Here is a 14,287-nt window from a genome sequence, read left to right on the forward strand (position 1 = left end):
TACATTTCGAACCCGGAAGCTAAGCCTTACAGCGCCGATGGTACTGCAGGGGGGACCCTGTGGGAGAGTAGGACGCCGCCGAACAGTCATTGATGAGAGGCCCCCGTGCTTGCACGGGGGCCTCTCGCATTTCCAGGGAAATAGGGATTGCAGGTGTGCTGGAAAGTGGTGTGGCACCCCTCTAGCCTTGGTGCTGAGTACAGAGGGTAAGGTCAGGGGGCATCGTAGGTTCGTTCACCACAGGAGGCCCCCGGGTGGAGGTCCAGGAGACCCGTGTCCAGACGGATCGGGTCCTCACCATCCCGAACATCCTCAGCATGGCGCGTCTCGTCGGCGTGCCCCTCTTCCTGTGGCTGATCCTTCGCCCCGAGTTCGGCGGGCCGAAGAGCGACGGTTGGGCGCTGCTCGTCCTCGCCTTCAGCGGCGTGAGCGACTACCTGGACGGAAAACTGGCCCGCCGCTGGAACCAGGTCAGCAGCCTCGGCCGCCTTCTCGACCCCGCAGCAGACCGGCTGTACATTCTCTCCACTCTCGCCGGACTCACCTGGCGGGAGATTCTGCCGATCTGGCTGACGGCACTCCTTGTCGCCCGTGAACTGATGCTCCTCGTGATGGTGGGCATCCTGCGCCGGCACGGCTATCCGCCGCCCCAGGTCAACTTCCTTGGAAAAGCTGCCACGTTCAACCTCATGTACGCGTTCCCGCTGCTCCTCCTCAGCGACAGCAGCGGTTGGATTGCGTCAGTCGCCACCGTTTTCGGATGGGCGTTCGCAGGATGGGGTACAACGCTCTACTGGTGGGCAGGAATCCTCTACGTGGTGCAGGTCCGCCGACTCGTGAAGGCCGACACCGCGGCCGATTGAGCTTGCCGGGGAGGCTCCGTGAAGGCCAGCGATGGCCCACCTCCGGGAAGTGCGGGACAATCCTGACGGGCGCAGTCGGTCAGACCGTCGTCTCCCAAGGAGGGCGCTTCCGACATGAAGGCCGTCGTGATGGCCGGCGGTGAAGGCACTCGCCTTCGCCCCATGACCTCAAGTATGCCCAAGCCGCTTCTGCCGGTGGCCAACCGGCCGATCATGGAGCATGTACTGCGATTGCTCAAGCGGCACGGGCTCAGCGAGACCGTGGTCACGGTCCAGTTCCTTGCGTCTCTCGTGAAGAATTACTTCGGTGACGGCGACGAACTCGGCATGGAGTTGACGTATGCCAACGAGGAGAAGCCGCTCGGCACCGCAGGCAGTGTGAAGAACGCGGAGGCGGCACTCAAGGATGATGCTTTTCTCGTCATCTCCGGTGATGCGCTCACCGATTTCGACCTCACCGACCTCATCAATTTCCACAAGGAGAAGGGCGCTCTGGTCACGGTCTGTCTGACCCGGGTGCCCAATCCCCTCGAATTCGGCATCACCATCGTCGACGAGGAGGGAAAGGTCGAGCGTTTTCTGGAGAAGCCGACCTGGGGGCAGGTTTTCTCCGACACTGTGAACACCGGGATCTATGTGATGGAACCCGAGGTGTTCGACTATGTGGAGCCCGATGTCCCGGTCGACTGGTCCGGGGACGTCTTCCCGAAACTGATGAAGGAAGGCAAGCCCATCTACGGCTATGTCGCCGAGGGCTACTGGGAGGATGTCGGCACCCACGAGAGCTATGTGAAGGCTCAGGCCGACGTCCTGGAGGGCAAGGTCGAAGTCGAGTTGGACGGCTTCGAGATCTCCCCGGGTGTGTGGGTGGCCGAGGGCGCCGAGGTGCATCCGGACGCCGTGCTGCGCGGCCCGCTCTACATCGGGGACTACGCCAAGGTCGAGGCCGGCGCGGAGATCCGCGAGCACACCGTGGTCGGCTCCAACGTCGTGGTGAAGAGCGGTGCGTTCCTGCACAAGGCCGTGCTCCACGACAACGTGTTCATCGGCCCGCACAGCAATCTGCGGGGATGTGTGGTCGGCAAGAACACCGACATCATGCGGGCCGCGCGCCTGGAGGACGGTGCGGTCATCGGCGACGAGTGCCTTGTCGGTGAGGAGTCCATCGTCCAGGGCAATGTGCGGGTGTACCCGTTCAAGACGATCGAGGCCGGCGCGTTCGTCAACACCTCGGTCATCTGGGAGTCCCGCGGCCAGGCGCACCTCTTCGGGGCGCGCGGCGTCAGCGGCATCCTCAATGTGGAGATCACCCCCGAGACGGCGGTGCGCCTCGCCGGTGCGTACGCGACCACGCTCAAGAAGGGCTCCACGGTCACCACCGCACGTGACCACTCCCGCGGCGCCCGAGCCCTGAAGCGCGCGGTGATCTCCGCCCTCCAGGCCAGTGCCATGGACGTACGGGACCTGGAGAACGTGCCGTTGCCCGTGGCGCGGCAGCAGACCGCTCGGGGCAGTGCCGGCGGCATCATGATCAGGACCTCGCCGGGGGTGCCGGACTCCGTCGACATCATGTTCTTCGACGGGCAGGGCGCCGACCTCTCGCAGGCCAGTCAGCGCAAGCTCGACCGGGTCTACGCACGCCAGGAGTACCGCCGAGGCTTCCCCGGTGAGATCGGTGATCTGCGTTTCCAGGCCAGCGTCTTCGACTCGTACACCGGGTCGCTGCTGCGGAATGTCGACATCACGGGGATCGCGGAGTCCGGGCTGAAGGTCGTGGTGGACGCGTCGAACGGCAGCGCGGGGCTGGTGCTGCCGAGCCTGCTGGGGAAGCTCGGTGTCGACTCGCTCACCATCAATCCCGGGCTGGACGAGTCCCGTCCCACCGAGACCGAGGAGACGCGGCGGGCCGGGCTGGTGCGGCTCGGGGAGATCGTGGCCTCGGCGCGCGCCGCGTTCGGGGTGCGCTTCGACCCGGTGGGGGAGCGGTTGTCGCTGGTGGACGAGAAGGGCCGGATCGTCGAGGACGACCGGGCGCTGCTGGTGCTGCTCGACCTGGTGGCCGCGGAGCGGCGCAGCGGGCGGGTGGCGCTGCCGGTGACGACGACGCGGATCGCCGAGCAGGTCGCCGCGTACCACGGGACCCAGGTCGAGTGGACGACGACCTCGCCGGACGATCTGACGCGGGTGGGGCGCGAGGACGCGACGATCTTCGGCGGGGACGGGCGCGGCGGGTTCATCGTGCCGGAGTTCAGCAGCGTCTTCGACGGGGCGGCGGCCTTCGTACGGCTCATCGGGCTGGTGGCACGTACGCAGCTCACGCTCAGTCAGATCGACGCCCGGATTCCGCGTGCTCATGTCCTGCACCGTGACCTGGCGACGCCGTGGGCGGTCAAGGGGCTGGTGATGCGCCGGATCGTGGAGGCGGCCGGGGACCGGGCTGTGGACACCACGGACGGTGTGCGGGTCGTGGAGGCGGACGGGCGCTGGGTGATGGTGCTGCCGGACCGGGCGGAGGCCGTCACCCATCTGTGGGCGGAGGGCCCGGACGACGCCTCCGCGCAGGCGCTGCTGGAGGAGTGGGCGGAAGTGGTGGACACCGCGGGGCGCTGACCGCGCGAGCTGCCCGGATGCCGGTGACGGCCCGGCCCGTGGGTCCGCGGGCCGGGCCGAACCGGCTGCTGTTGTGGGGCCATTCGGAGGTGGCGGGGGCGACGTGCGACGATGTGCGGCATGTCGCAGCAGCCCCCCGTTCGGAGCACACCGCGCCGTGCGCGCCTGGATGCCTCCATGTCGCTGCTGACCAACGTCATGGACCACAGCCTCGACGAGGGCTACGCCGAGGCCGCCGCCCGCCGCAAGGCCGCCGGTACCGCAGGTCTGCCGCGCACACTGCGGTCCAAGCTGGGGCTGGCCGCGGGCCTGGTGCTCGCCGCGGTGGTGGTCACCGTCGGCGCGGCGCAGGCGAGGGTGGCGGCGCCGGGCGTCGCCAAGGAGCGGCAAGAACTGCTGGACCGGGTGGACTCGGAGACGAGCGCCGCCGACAAGCTGGAGGGCGAGGTCGACCGGCTGCGGGACGAGGTCGGAGCCAAGCAGCGGGAGGCGCTGCGCAAGCAGGGTGGCGGGCACGACGACCTGATGGGCGTGCTGTCCGGTGCGGTGCCCGTGCGCGGCCCCGGCCTGGAGTTGTCGGTGGACGATGCCGCGGAGGCCGACCCGGGCGGCGGCGGGCCGCGCGAGAGCAGCGGGTTCTCCGACACGGGCCGGGTGCGGGACCGGGACATGCAGCGGATCGTGAACGGCCTCTGGGAGGCGGGCGCCGAGGCCGTCGCCGTCAACGGGCAGCGGCTGACGGCCCTTTCGGCGATCAGGGCCGCCGGGGACGCGATACTGGTCGACAACAGACCGCTGGTGCCGCCGTACAAGGTGCAGGCGGTGGGGGACGGGAAGCGGTTCGCGGACCGCTTCCGGGCGACCGTCGACGGCCAGTATCTCCAGATCCTGCACAGGGACTTCGAGATCCGGACCTCGCTGTCCGTCCGCCCCGAGCTGCGTCTTCCGGCGGCGCCGAGCGTGATCGTACGAACAGCACAGCCATCTTTGCCGAGATCGGAGAAGAACACATCGTGATCGCCGTACTGGGCCTCGTCGTGGGAGTCGTGGTCGGACTGCTGGTCCGGCCCGAGGTTCCGGCAGTGGTCGAGCCCTATCTTCCGATCGCCGTCGTGGCGGCGCTGGACGCCGTCTTCGGCGGCCTGCGGGCCATGCTGGACGGGATTTTCGACGACAAGGTCTTTGTGGTGTCGTTCCTGTCGAACGTCGTGGTGGCGGCGCTCATCGTGTTCCTCGGCGACAAGCTGGGGGTCGGCGCGCAGCTCTCCACCGGTGTCGTCGTGGTGCTCGGCATCCGGATCTTCTCCAACGCGGCGGCCATCCGGCGCCACATCTTCCGGGCGTGACGCCGATGGGACGGCATGAGTCGGGGGCCAGCGGGCCGGACGGCGAGAGCACCGGGGACGAGGAGCGGGGCGCCGAGGCCGGGGAGGAACGCGCGCTGCGCCGCGAGTTGCCGGCCGAGGTGCCGTCCGGGGATGTGCCCGGGGAGCCGGACCGGGAGCGGGAGGCGCCGGTTGCGGCCGTGGAGAGCGGCGAGGCGGAGAGCGTCGGGTCCGCGGGGCCGGCGGGCGGTGGTCTGACAGGGCGCCAGCGGATACTGAAGGCGCTGTGGCCGCCGCGGGCGACCCGCGCGCAGGTCATCGTGGCGGTGCTGCTGTGCGGTCTGGGCTTCGGGCTGGCCGTCCAGGTGGCGTCCACCAGTGACAGCGGTGCACTGCGCGGTGCGCGCCAGGAGGATCTGGTGCGCATCCTCGATGAACTCGACGACCGCACCCAGCGTCTTGAGGATGAGAAGCAGAGCCTCCAGGGGCAGCGCACCGAGTTGGAGAACAGCTCGGACCGTGCCGAGGAGGCCCGCAGGCAGACCGCGGAGAAGGAGAAGCAGCTCGGCATCCTGGCCGGTACCGTCGCCGCCCAGGGGCCGGGCATCACCGTCACGGTGGACGACACGAAGGGAACGGTCGAGTCCGACATGCTGCTCGACGCGATCCAGGAACTGCGCGCGGCCGGCGCGGAGGCGATCCAGGTCAACGATGTGCGGGTGGTCGCCGGCACGTATCTGACCGACGCGTCCGGTGGCGGGATCAGTGTGGATGGGCACCGGATCCGGCCGCCGTACCGATTTCAGGTGATCGGGAACCCTGCGGATCTGGAACCGGCGCTGAACATCCCGGGCGGGGTGGTGCAGACGTTGGAGAAGGAACACGCGGGGGTCGCGGTGCAGCGGGAGAAGAAGATCATCGTGAATGCCTTGCGACCTGCGAAGCGGCCTGACTACGCTCGGTCGTCCGCGCAGTGAAGAAGCGGTGCATGAGGGGTGTGCCGCGGGGGCATGAGGGTGCGGGGGGGTCGGCGCACCCGGGAAGGTGCGTGTGATGGAAACTGTCCGGAGGCCACGGACGTTGTGAAGGTGTCCGTACTGTCGGTGCATTCCGGCGGACGCGGTCGCGGCAGTCAGTGCAGTCAGGGTTCGTCCTGCCCCACGGGCGGGTCTGTTCAGGTCAAGGGGAATCGCCCGTGAAGTTGTTTGCGAAGTTGTTCGGCAAGAGTGCACGCGAGGACGGCGGCAGTGCCGCCCGGCGCGGTGCCGCAGGTTCGGCCGACGCACCCGAAGGGGACCGTCCGCTTTTCCGTGACCAGGTGGCTGGGCCGGGCGGTGACATTCCGGGCGGACCGGGCGCGTCCGCTGTTGACCCCTCCGGTTCGGGCCGCATAGGTTCCGGGGGTACGTCAACCTCAAGTACGGGTGGAGGGTTTGCCTCCGATCCGTATGCGTCCCAAGCCCCCGCGGGGCAGCAGCGACAGGAGGATCCGTCGATGTCGGCCCTGGTGTGTACGCGGTGCGGGAACCGGAACGCGGAGGCCAGCCGCTTCTGCTCGAACTGCGGCGCCCCATTGCGCGGCGGTGCCGGTGAGCGCCCCTCGGAGACCACCTCCACGATCTCCATCTCCGGCCTGGAGGCGTACGACGCGGAGGTCACCGGGCAGACGCCGTCGCCGTCGCTCTCCCCGGAGGCACAGGCAGCGGTGGATGCGCTGCCTCCGGGTTCCGCGCTGCTGATCGTGCGCCGCGGCCCCAACTCGGGCAGCCGCTTCCTGCTCGACGGCGAGCTGACCACGGCCGGACGCCACCCGCAGAGCGACATCTTCCTCGACGATGTGACGGTGTCGCGCCGGCATGTGGAGTTCCGCCGAGAGGTCGACGGCTCGTTCACGGTGTCCGACGTCGGCAGCCTCAACGGCACCTACGTCAACCGTGAGCGGATCGACTCGGTGGCGCTCACCGCAGGCGACGAGGTCCAGATCGGCAAGTACCGCCTGATCTTCTACGCGAGCCAGCGGGGCGTCTGAACCTCCTCCGGGCGCTGTCCGGGGGGCTCCCCAAGGAAGGTCCATGCTGCATTCACCGGGCGGTGACGGTGCCGGTCGAGGCGCCGTCACCGCGGACGGCGGGCCGATGAGCATCGGTGCCGTGCTCGCCGCGCTGCGCGACGAGTTCCCCGAGATCACCATCTCCAAGATCAGGTTCCTGGAGTCCGAGGGCCTGATCGAACCGGAACGGACTCCTTCCGGCTATCGCAAGTTCGCTCCGGAGGACGTGGACCGCCTGGCGCAGGTGCTGCGCCTGCAGCGGGACCACTACCTGCCGCTCAAGGTCATCCGGGAGCATCTGGACGCTCTGGAGCGAGGAGAGCCGCTGCCGCCGTCCGCGGGCGGCCCCGAGGCGCTGCCCGCCCGCCCGGGGCAGGAGCCCGAGCCGGTGGCGGCGGCCCGGGTCGACCGGTCCGAGCTGCTGTCCGCGGCCGGCGTCGGCGAGGAGGAGCTCGCCGAGTGGGAATCGTACGGGCTGCTCGCGCCGCTGCCGGACGGTGGCTATGACGCGCAGGCGGCGACGGTGGCCGCCCTTGTGGCGGAGCTGGGGAAGTTCGGTATCGAGCCACGGCATCTGCGGGTCATGAAGGCCTCGGCGGAGCGTGAGGCCGGCCTGGTCGAGCAGGTCGTGGCGCCGCTGCGGCGGCACCGCAATCCGCAGACCAGAGCCCATGCCGAGGCCCGTACCAAGGAGCTGGCCGATCTCACGGTGCGGCTGCATGTGGCACTGGTGCAGGGCGCCCTGGGAGTGCGGCTGCCCTGAATGGGGTGGTGTGCGCAGGGTGCCCGACTACCCAAAGGTGCCGAGCACGGCCTAGGGTTGCTGTGTGAACGAGCTCGACGTCGTAGGTGTCCGGGTCGAAATGCCCTCCAACCAACCGATCGTGCTCCTGCGTGAAGTGGGAGGCGACCGGTACCTCCCCATCTGGATCGGCCCCGGGGAGGCGACCGCGATCGCCTTCGCCCAGCAGGGCATGGCCCCCGCGCGGCCACTGACCCACGACCTCTTCAAGGACGTGCTGGAAGCGGTGGGCCAGGAGCTCACCGAGGTGCGCATCACCGATATGCGCGAGGGCATCTTCTACGCGGAGCTGGTCTTCGCCAGCGGCGTCGAGGTGAGCGCACGCCCCTCCGACGCCATAGCCCTCGCCCTGCGCACCGGGACTCCCATCTACGGGAGCGACGGGGTGCTCGACGATGCGGGCATCGCCATCCCGGACGAGCAGGAGGACGAAGTGGAGAAGTTCCGCGAGTTCCTCGACCAGATCTCGCCGGAGGATTTCGGCAGCAGCAACCAGTGACCGTCGGCCAGGACTAGGCGCTGTTTCAGGCCATTCGATCAGCCATTCCCCGTTCCGGGACACGGAAAACCACTCGTGGGGTGATTATCACCCGGCGTGCCGAGTGTGGCGATCGTTGACGCACCCCGGGTGACTCCCTACCTTCGAGAAGGCAGGTCAAGGACGGAGGGTCGGCGTGAGAAGCAGCGGCGACGGCACGACCGGGGGCGTCCCGGGAGGGAGTCCGGTGGACGGCGGTCCTCACCCACTGCGCGGTGGCGCGGCGCAACGTCCGGTGCAGCGCCCCGCTGTCGCCGTCCCGGAGCAGCCGGAGCAACCGGCCTCGTCCCCGGAACGGGTCGGCTACCGCGGCCCCACGGCCTGCGCGGCCGCCGGCATCACCTACCGCCAGCTCGACTACTGGGCCCGTACCGGCCTGGTCGAGCCCAGTGTGCGGCCCGCGTACGGCTCCGGCACCCAGCGGCTGTACAGCTTCCGCGATGTCGTCGTGCTCAAGGTGGTCAAGCGCTTCCTCGACACCGGTGTCTCCCTGCAGAACATCCGCACCGCCGTACAGCACCTCCAGGAGCGCGGCTTCAAGGATCTTGAGCGCACCACTTTGATGAGCGACGGCGCCACCGTGTACGAGTGCGGCTCGCCGCACGAGGTACATGCGCTGCTCCAGGGCGGCCAGGGTGTCTTCGGTATCGCCGTCGGCGTGGTGTGGCGGGATGTGGAGGCGGCACTCTCGCAGTTGCACGGCGAGCGGGTCGACACCGGTGAGACGCTCCTCGGCAACCACCCGGGCGACGAGTTGGCCCGCCGCCGCAACCGCGCCGTCTGACGCCTGACCCCGAGCGCCTGCGTTCCTCCGGGCCGCCGGACGACCTGGCGTTGTCAGTGCCATGGGGGACCATCGGTGGTGTGAGACGCCAGCCGACCATCCTGCATCTGGACATGGATGCCTTCTACGCCTCGGCGGAGCAGGCTTCCAAGCCCAGCCTGCGTGGAAAAGCGGTGGTGGTGGGCGGTCTCGGCCCCCGCGGTGTGGTGGCCACCGCCTCCTATGAGGCGCGGCGCTTCGGGGTGCACTCGGCGATGCCGATGGGCCAGGCCCGCCGCCTCGCCCCGCACGCCGCGTATCTGGTGCCGCGGTTCCGCTTCTACCGGGCGATCAGCGACCAAGTCATGGCGCTGCTGCGGGAGTTGTCGCCGCTGGTGGAGCCGCTGAGCCTGGATGAGGCCTTTGTCGATCTGGAGGCCTCGGGCGCGGCGGACGACGCCGCTTCGGCACGGGCGGTGGGGGTGCGGCTGCGGGCGGAGATACGGGCGGTGACGGGCCTGACCGGATCGGTGGGGCTGGCGGCTTCCAAGATGCTCGCCAAGATCGCCTCCGAGCAGGCCAAGCCGGACGGTCTGGTACTGATCGAGCCGGGCACCGAGCGGGGGCTGCTCGGTCCGATGCCGGTGCGGACCCTGCCCGGCGTCGGCCCTGCCACCGGCGACCATCTGCGGCGCGCGGGTATCACCACCGTCGCGGAGATCGCCGAGGCCGGGGAGGACGAGTTGGTGCGGCTGCTGGGGCGGGCGCACGGCACGGCGCTGTACGCGATGGCGCTGGCCCGGGACGAGCGGCCGGTGGTGGCCGAGCGGGACGCCAAGTCGGTCTCCGTGGAGGACACCTACGACCTTGACATCCATGACCGGGTGCGGATCCGGCTGGAGGTGCAGCGGCTCGCCGACCGCTGCGTGGCCCGGCTGCGTGCGGCGGCTCGCTCCGGCCGTACGGTCGTCCTCAAGGTGCGGCGGTACGACTTCTCCACGCTGACCCGTTCCGAGACGCTGCGCGGGCCGACGGACGATCCGGGGGTGGTGCGGGAGGCGGCGGCGCGGCTGCTGGAGTCGGTGGACACCACGGGCGGGGTGCGGCTGCTGGGGGTCGGCGTCAGCGGGCTGGCCGACTTCACGCAGGAGGACCTCTTCGCCCAGGCCGCGCACGCCAGATCCGAGGCCACCGGGGACACGGCCGGGCCGCTCGCGCACCCACCGGACGCCCAGCCGCCCCCCGATCAGCCACCCCGCCACGAGGCCGCGCCGGACGCCGACGACCATGGACCCGCGCGTACGGAGCCGGTCCCGGCCGAGGTCCCCCCGGACGAGCCGCACTGGATGGCCGGGAGCGATGTGGTGCACGTCGAGTACGGGCCTGGCTGGGTGCAGGGCAGTGGGGTCGGCCGGGTCACCGTCCGCTTCGAGACGCCCGGTTCACCGCCGGGCCGGGTCCGCACCTTCCGTACCGGCGACCCCGGTCTCACGCCCTCCGAGCCGCTGCCGCTGGTGCCGGAGCGGGACGGGGGCGAGCCGGACGGCGGTGGTCAGTCGCCGGAGTCCGGGCCGTCGCCCGCGAGCCGCCCGAAGTCGCGGTCCTCGGGCGGGGGAGGGGCCGCCGTGTCCAGCCCGTAGTGGTGGTAGAGCTGAAGCTCCTGCTCGGGGGAGAGGTGGCGGCCCACGCCGAAGTCCGGGGCGTCCTTCACGAGTGAGCGGTCGAAGGGCACCCGTAGTGCGCCCTCGACCAGACTGCTCGGTTCCAGCGGCACGAACGCGTCCCGGCTGAACAGCCCGGTCCTGATGGCAGCCCACTCGGGGACGCCGGTCGCGTCGTCCAGGTACACCTCGTCAATGGTGCCGATCTTCGTCCCGGTGCGGTCGAAGGCCTTGCGGCCGATGAGTTGGCGCGGATCGATGTCGGTCTGCACAGGCACTCCCGCTGCTCGCAGCACGTCCGTCACGCGGACGAACTCCTCCGTCACCACTACCAAAAGGCAGAATGCGGCGGGCGGCCACTCGGGGGATCGGTGACAGTGCCCGCTGGTAGGCTGGCGGTGGCTGCCGACCCCGTGCGGGAGAGCCCTCCGGCCCAGGCCGGGGGGCGCCGAAGGAGCAAATCCTCCCCGGAAACTCTCAGGCACAAGTACCGCACGGACGAGGTCACTCTGGAAAGCAGGGCGGGAGTCCACGGCCTCCGCTCTCACCGACGGTGAAAGCCGGGGCGCTCCGAGCGGACCGGTGAAGCTCTCAGGTCGAGATGACAGAGGGGGAGGCCGTACGGGCACCCGTGCCGTGGTGCCCTCACAGGTCGCGTCAGACCAGGAGGCCTCCGCATATGACCGCCAACCGCATCCCGCTCGCCAAGCTGGAACAGGGCACGCCGTTCGAGCAGCGCCACATAGGCCCCGACACCGAAGCCCGCGCCAAGATGCTCGCCCATGTCGGCTACGGCTCCCTCGACGAGCTGACGGCCGCCGCGGTACCCGATGTGATCAAGCAGGCGGCGGCGCTCGACCTGCCGGACGCCCGTACCGAGGCCGAGGTCCTCGGGGAGCTGCGCTCGCTCGCCGACCGCAACGAGGTCCTGGACTCCATGATCGGCCTCGGCTACTACGGCACCCACACCCCGCCGGTCATCCTGCGCAACGTGATGGAGAACCCGGCCTGGTACACCGCGTACACGCCGTATCAGCCGGAGATCTCGCAGGGGCGGCTTGAGGCGCTGCTGAACTTCCAGACGACGGTGGCGGAGCTGACGGGGCTGCCCACCGCCGGGGCCTCGCTGCTGGACGAGAGCACCGCGGCCGCCGAGGCGATGGCGCTGTCCCGGCGCGTCGGCAAGGTCAAGAACGGTGTGTTCCTGGTGGACGCGGACACTCTGCCGCAGACCATCGCCGTGATCGGTACCCGGGCCGAGTCGGCGGGCGTCGAGGTCGTCGTCGCCGACCTCTCCGAGGGCATCCCCGCCGAGGTAGCCGAGCGCGGGGTGACCGGGGTGCTGCTCCAGTACCCGGGGGCCTCCGGTGCGGTGCGGGATCTGCGGCCGGTGATCGAGCAGGCCCACGGGCTGGGCGCGGTCGTCACCGTCGCCGCCGATCTGCTGGCGCTCACCCTGCTCACGCCGCCCGGTGAGCTGGGTGCGGACATCGCCGTCGGCACCACCCAGCGGTTCGGGGTGCCGATGGGCTTCGGCGGGCCGCACGCCGGATACATGGCGGTCCAGGAGAAGTTCGCCCGCAATCTGCCGGGGCGCCTCGTCGGTGTCTCCGTCGACGCAGACGGGGACCAGGCGTACCGGCTGGCGCTTCAGACGCGGGAGCAGCACATCCGGCGGGAGAAGGCCACCAGCAACATCTGCACCGCGCAGGTCCTGCTCGCCGTGATGGCCGGGCTCTACGCCGTCTACCACGGGCCGGACGGGCTCCGCACCATCGCCCGCCGCACCCACCGGTACGCGGCACTGCTCGCCGCGGGGCTGCGGGCGGGCGGGGTCGAGGTGGTGCACCAGGACTTCTTCGACACCCTGACGCTGCGGGTGCCGGGCCGGGCCGGGCAGATCGTGACGGCCGCCCGCGAGGAAGGGGTCAACCTCCGCCTCGTCGACCAGGACCACGTCGGCGTGGCCTGTGACGAGACCACCACCCGCGGCCGGCTCTGCGCGGTGTGGACCGCCTTCGGGGTGGAGGCCGACGCCGCGGCGCTGGACGAGGCGACCGGGGACGCGCTGCCCGCGGCCCTGCTGCGCACCGGCGACTACCTCACCCACCCGGTGTTCCACCAGCACCGCTCCGAGACGGCCATGCTGCGCTATCTGCGCCGCCTCGCCGACCGGGACTACGCGCTGGACCGGGGCATGATCCCGCTCGGCTCCTGCACCATGAAGCTCAACGCCACCACCGAGATGGAGCCGGTGACCTGGCCCGAGTTCGGCGCGCTGCACCCCTTCGCCCCCATCGGCCAGGCGCAGGGCTACCTCACCCTCATCCGCGAGCTGGAGGAGCGCCTCGCCGAGCTCACCGGCTACGACAAGGTGTCCCTCCAGCCCAACGCCGGATCCCAGGGCGAGCTGGCCGGCCTCCTCGCGGTACGCGGCTACCACCGGGCGAACGGCGACACCGGCCGCACCGTCTGCCTCATCCCGTCCTCCGCGCACGGCACCAACGCGGCGAGCGCGGTGATGGCGGGCATGAAGGTGGTCGTGGTGAAGACCTCCGAGGACGGCGAGGTCGATATCGAGGACCTGCACGCCAAGATCGACCGCCACCGGGACGAGCTGGCCGTCCTGATGATCACCTATCCGTCGACGCACGGTGTCTTCGAGGAGCATGTCGCCGACATCTGCGCCGCGGTGCACGACGCCGGCGGCCAGGTCTATGTGGACGGCGCCAATCTCAACGCGCTGGTCGGCCTCGCCAAGCCGGGCCACTTCGGCGGTGACGTCTCCCACCTCAACCTGCACAAGACGTTCTGCATCCCGCACGGCGGTGGCGGTCCCGGCGTCGGCCCGGTCGGTGTCCGCGCCCATCTGGCGCCGTATCTGCCGAACCACCCGTTGCAGCCGGCCGCCGGACCGGCCACCGGTGTCGGCCCGATCTCCGGGGCGCCGTGGGGGTCGGCCGGGATCCTGCCGATCTCCTGGGCGTATGTGCGGCTGATGGGCGGGGCGGGGCTGAAGCGCGCCTCGCAGGTCGCGGTGCTCGGCGCCAACTACATCGCCAAGCGCCTGGAGCCGCACTACCCGGTGCTCTACACCGGCCCCGCGGGCCTCGTCGCGCATGAGTGCATCGTGGATCTGCGGCCCCTCACCAAGGCGACCGGGGTCAGCGTGGACGATGTCGCCAAGCGCCTCATCGACTACGGCTTCCACGCGCCCACCATGTCCTTCCCGGTGGCCGGCACGCTGATGATCGAGCCCACCGAGAGCGAGGACCTGCGTGAACTCGACCGGTTCTGCGAGGCGATGATCGCCATCCGCGCCGAGATCGAGAAGGTCGCCACCGGTGAGTGGACCGCCGAGGACAACCCGCTGCGCGGTGCCCCGCACACCGCGTCCGCCCTCGCCGGCGAATGGCCCCACCCGTACAGCAGGCAGGAGGCCGTCTTCCCCGCTGGGGTGTCGGCCGCGGACAAGTACTGGCCGCCGGTGCGCCGGGTCGACCAGGCCTACGGCGACCGCAATCTGGTCTGCCCCTGCCCGCCGCTGGAGGACTACGAGGACTGACGGCCGGCCCCCGCCCGGGGCACGGCAGACCGGTGGGGGCCCGAACGAGCCGGGGGACGCGCCCGGGCGCCACCCGGTGGGGGAGGCAGACCCGCGGGACTGGGCGGGGC

Annotated in this window: 12 protein-coding genes, 1 rRNA gene and 1 riboswitch; of the genes, 12 read left to right on the plus strand and 1 reads right to left on the minus strand. The window is 70.4% G+C overall.

The annotated features are described in order from the left end of the window. From rrf to ACFVST_RS23960, 11 genes are all read left to right on the plus strand, one after another. A 5S ribosomal RNA gene (gene rrf, locus ACFVST_RS23910) occupies positions 1-84 on the plus strand; the annotation flags it as partial. A gap of 170 nt (positions 85-254) precedes the next feature. After that, on the plus strand, positions 255-863 hold the full coding sequence (locus ACFVST_RS23915) for a CDP-alcohol phosphatidyltransferase family protein (RefSeq protein ID WP_390155506.1): 609 nt from the start codon (positions 255-257) through the stop codon (positions 861-863). 114 nt (positions 864-977) lie between these two features. Continuing rightward, positions 978-3,473 carry a sugar phosphate nucleotidyltransferase gene (locus tag ACFVST_RS23920; protein WP_390155508.1) on the plus strand — a complete coding sequence of 832 codons (2,496 nt, stop codon included), beginning with the start codon at positions 978-980 and terminating at the stop codon, positions 3,471-3,473. Positions 3,474-3,584: 111 nt separating this feature from the next. After that, the gene (locus ACFVST_RS23925; protein WP_390155510.1) at positions 3,585-4,490 is read left to right on the plus strand and encodes a DUF881 domain-containing protein; all 906 of its coding nucleotides are present in this window, start codon (positions 3,585-3,587) and stop codon (positions 4,488-4,490) included. Continuing rightward, positions 4,487-4,819, plus strand: a complete 333-nt coding sequence (locus ACFVST_RS23930; protein ID WP_030544681.1) for a small basic family protein — start codon at positions 4,487-4,489, stop codon at positions 4,817-4,819. Before ACFVST_RS23925 ends, ACFVST_RS23930 begins: the two co-directional genes overlap by 4 nt. A 5-nt stretch (positions 4,820-4,824) precedes the next feature. After that, positions 4,825-5,775 (plus strand): DUF881 domain-containing protein, encoded by a 951-nt coding sequence (locus tag ACFVST_RS23935; RefSeq protein WP_390155572.1) that lies wholly within the window; start codon positions 4,825-4,827, stop codon positions 5,773-5,775. An 83-nt stretch (positions 5,776-5,858) separates the two neighbouring features. After that, entirely contained in the window at positions 5,859-6,827 is a 969-nt protein-coding gene (locus ACFVST_RS23940; protein ID WP_390155574.1) for an FHA domain-containing protein, read from the plus strand. 43 nt (positions 6,828-6,870) lie between these two features. Then, a complete protein-coding gene (locus tag ACFVST_RS23945; protein ID WP_390155512.1) occupies positions 6,871-7,611 on the plus strand; it encodes a MerR family transcriptional regulator in 741 nt (246 codons plus the stop codon). 64 nt (positions 7,612-7,675) lie between these two features. Continuing rightward, a complete protein-coding gene (locus tag ACFVST_RS23950) occupies positions 7,676-8,149 on the plus strand; it encodes a bifunctional nuclease family protein (protein WP_390155514.1) in 474 nt (157 codons plus the stop codon). A 175-nt stretch (positions 8,150-8,324) separates the two neighbouring features. Continuing rightward, entirely contained in the window at positions 8,325-8,972 is a 648-nt protein-coding gene (locus ACFVST_RS23955; protein ID WP_390155516.1) for a MerR family transcriptional regulator, read from the plus strand. A gap of 80 nt (positions 8,973-9,052) precedes the next feature. Beyond that, positions 9,053-10,591, plus strand: a complete 1,539-nt coding sequence (locus ACFVST_RS23960; protein ID WP_390155518.1) for a DNA polymerase IV — start codon at positions 9,053-9,055, stop codon at positions 10,589-10,591. On the opposite strand, the gene ACFVST_RS23965 is transcribed toward ACFVST_RS23960, so the two are convergent. Beyond that, positions 10,504-10,884 (minus strand): PRC-barrel domain-containing protein, encoded by a 381-nt coding sequence (locus tag ACFVST_RS23965; RefSeq protein ID WP_390155576.1) that lies wholly within the window; start codon positions 10,882-10,884, stop codon positions 10,504-10,506. The two genes, ACFVST_RS23960 and ACFVST_RS23965, sit on opposite strands and share 88 nt — an antisense overlap. Positions 10,885-11,018: 134 nt before the next feature. Beyond that, positions 11,019-11,115, plus strand: a riboswitch (glycine riboswitch). 176 nt (positions 11,116-11,291) lie between these two features. Between ACFVST_RS23965 and gcvP the strand changes: the two genes are divergently transcribed. Next, complete coding sequence (gene gcvP, locus ACFVST_RS23970) at positions 11,292-14,177, plus strand: aminomethyl-transferring glycine dehydrogenase (RefSeq protein ID WP_390155520.1); 2,886 nt, start codon at positions 11,292-11,294, stop codon at positions 14,175-14,177. The last annotated feature ends 110 nt before the right edge of the window (positions 14,178-14,287 follow it).

It is taken from the genome of Streptomyces sp. NPDC058045, assembly GCF_042885635.1.
Lineage (GTDB): Bacteria > Actinomycetota > Actinomycetes > Streptomycetales > Streptomycetaceae > Streptomyces.

What these genes read in the sequence shown, in the direction of transcription:
- ACFVST_RS23920 (WP_390155508.1), top strand. Translation starts at nt 978, where the DNA reads ATGAAGGCCGTCGTGATGGCCGGCGGTGAAGGCACTCGCCTTCGCCCC.
- ACFVST_RS23925 (WP_390155510.1), top strand. Translation starts at nt 3,585, where the DNA reads ATGTGCGGCATGTCGCAGCAGCCCCCCGTTCGGAGCACACCGCGCCGT.
- ACFVST_RS23935 (WP_390155572.1), top strand. Translation starts at nt 4,825, where the DNA reads ATGGGACGGCATGAGTCGGGGGCCAGCGGGCCGGACGGCGAGAGCACC.
- ACFVST_RS23945 (WP_390155512.1), top strand. Translation starts at nt 6,871, where the DNA reads ATGCTGCATTCACCGGGCGGTGACGGTGCCGGTCGAGGCGCCGTCACC.
- gcvP (WP_390155520.1), top strand. Translation starts at nt 11,292, where the DNA reads ATGACCGCCAACCGCATCCCGCTCGCCAAGCTGGAACAGGGCACGCCG.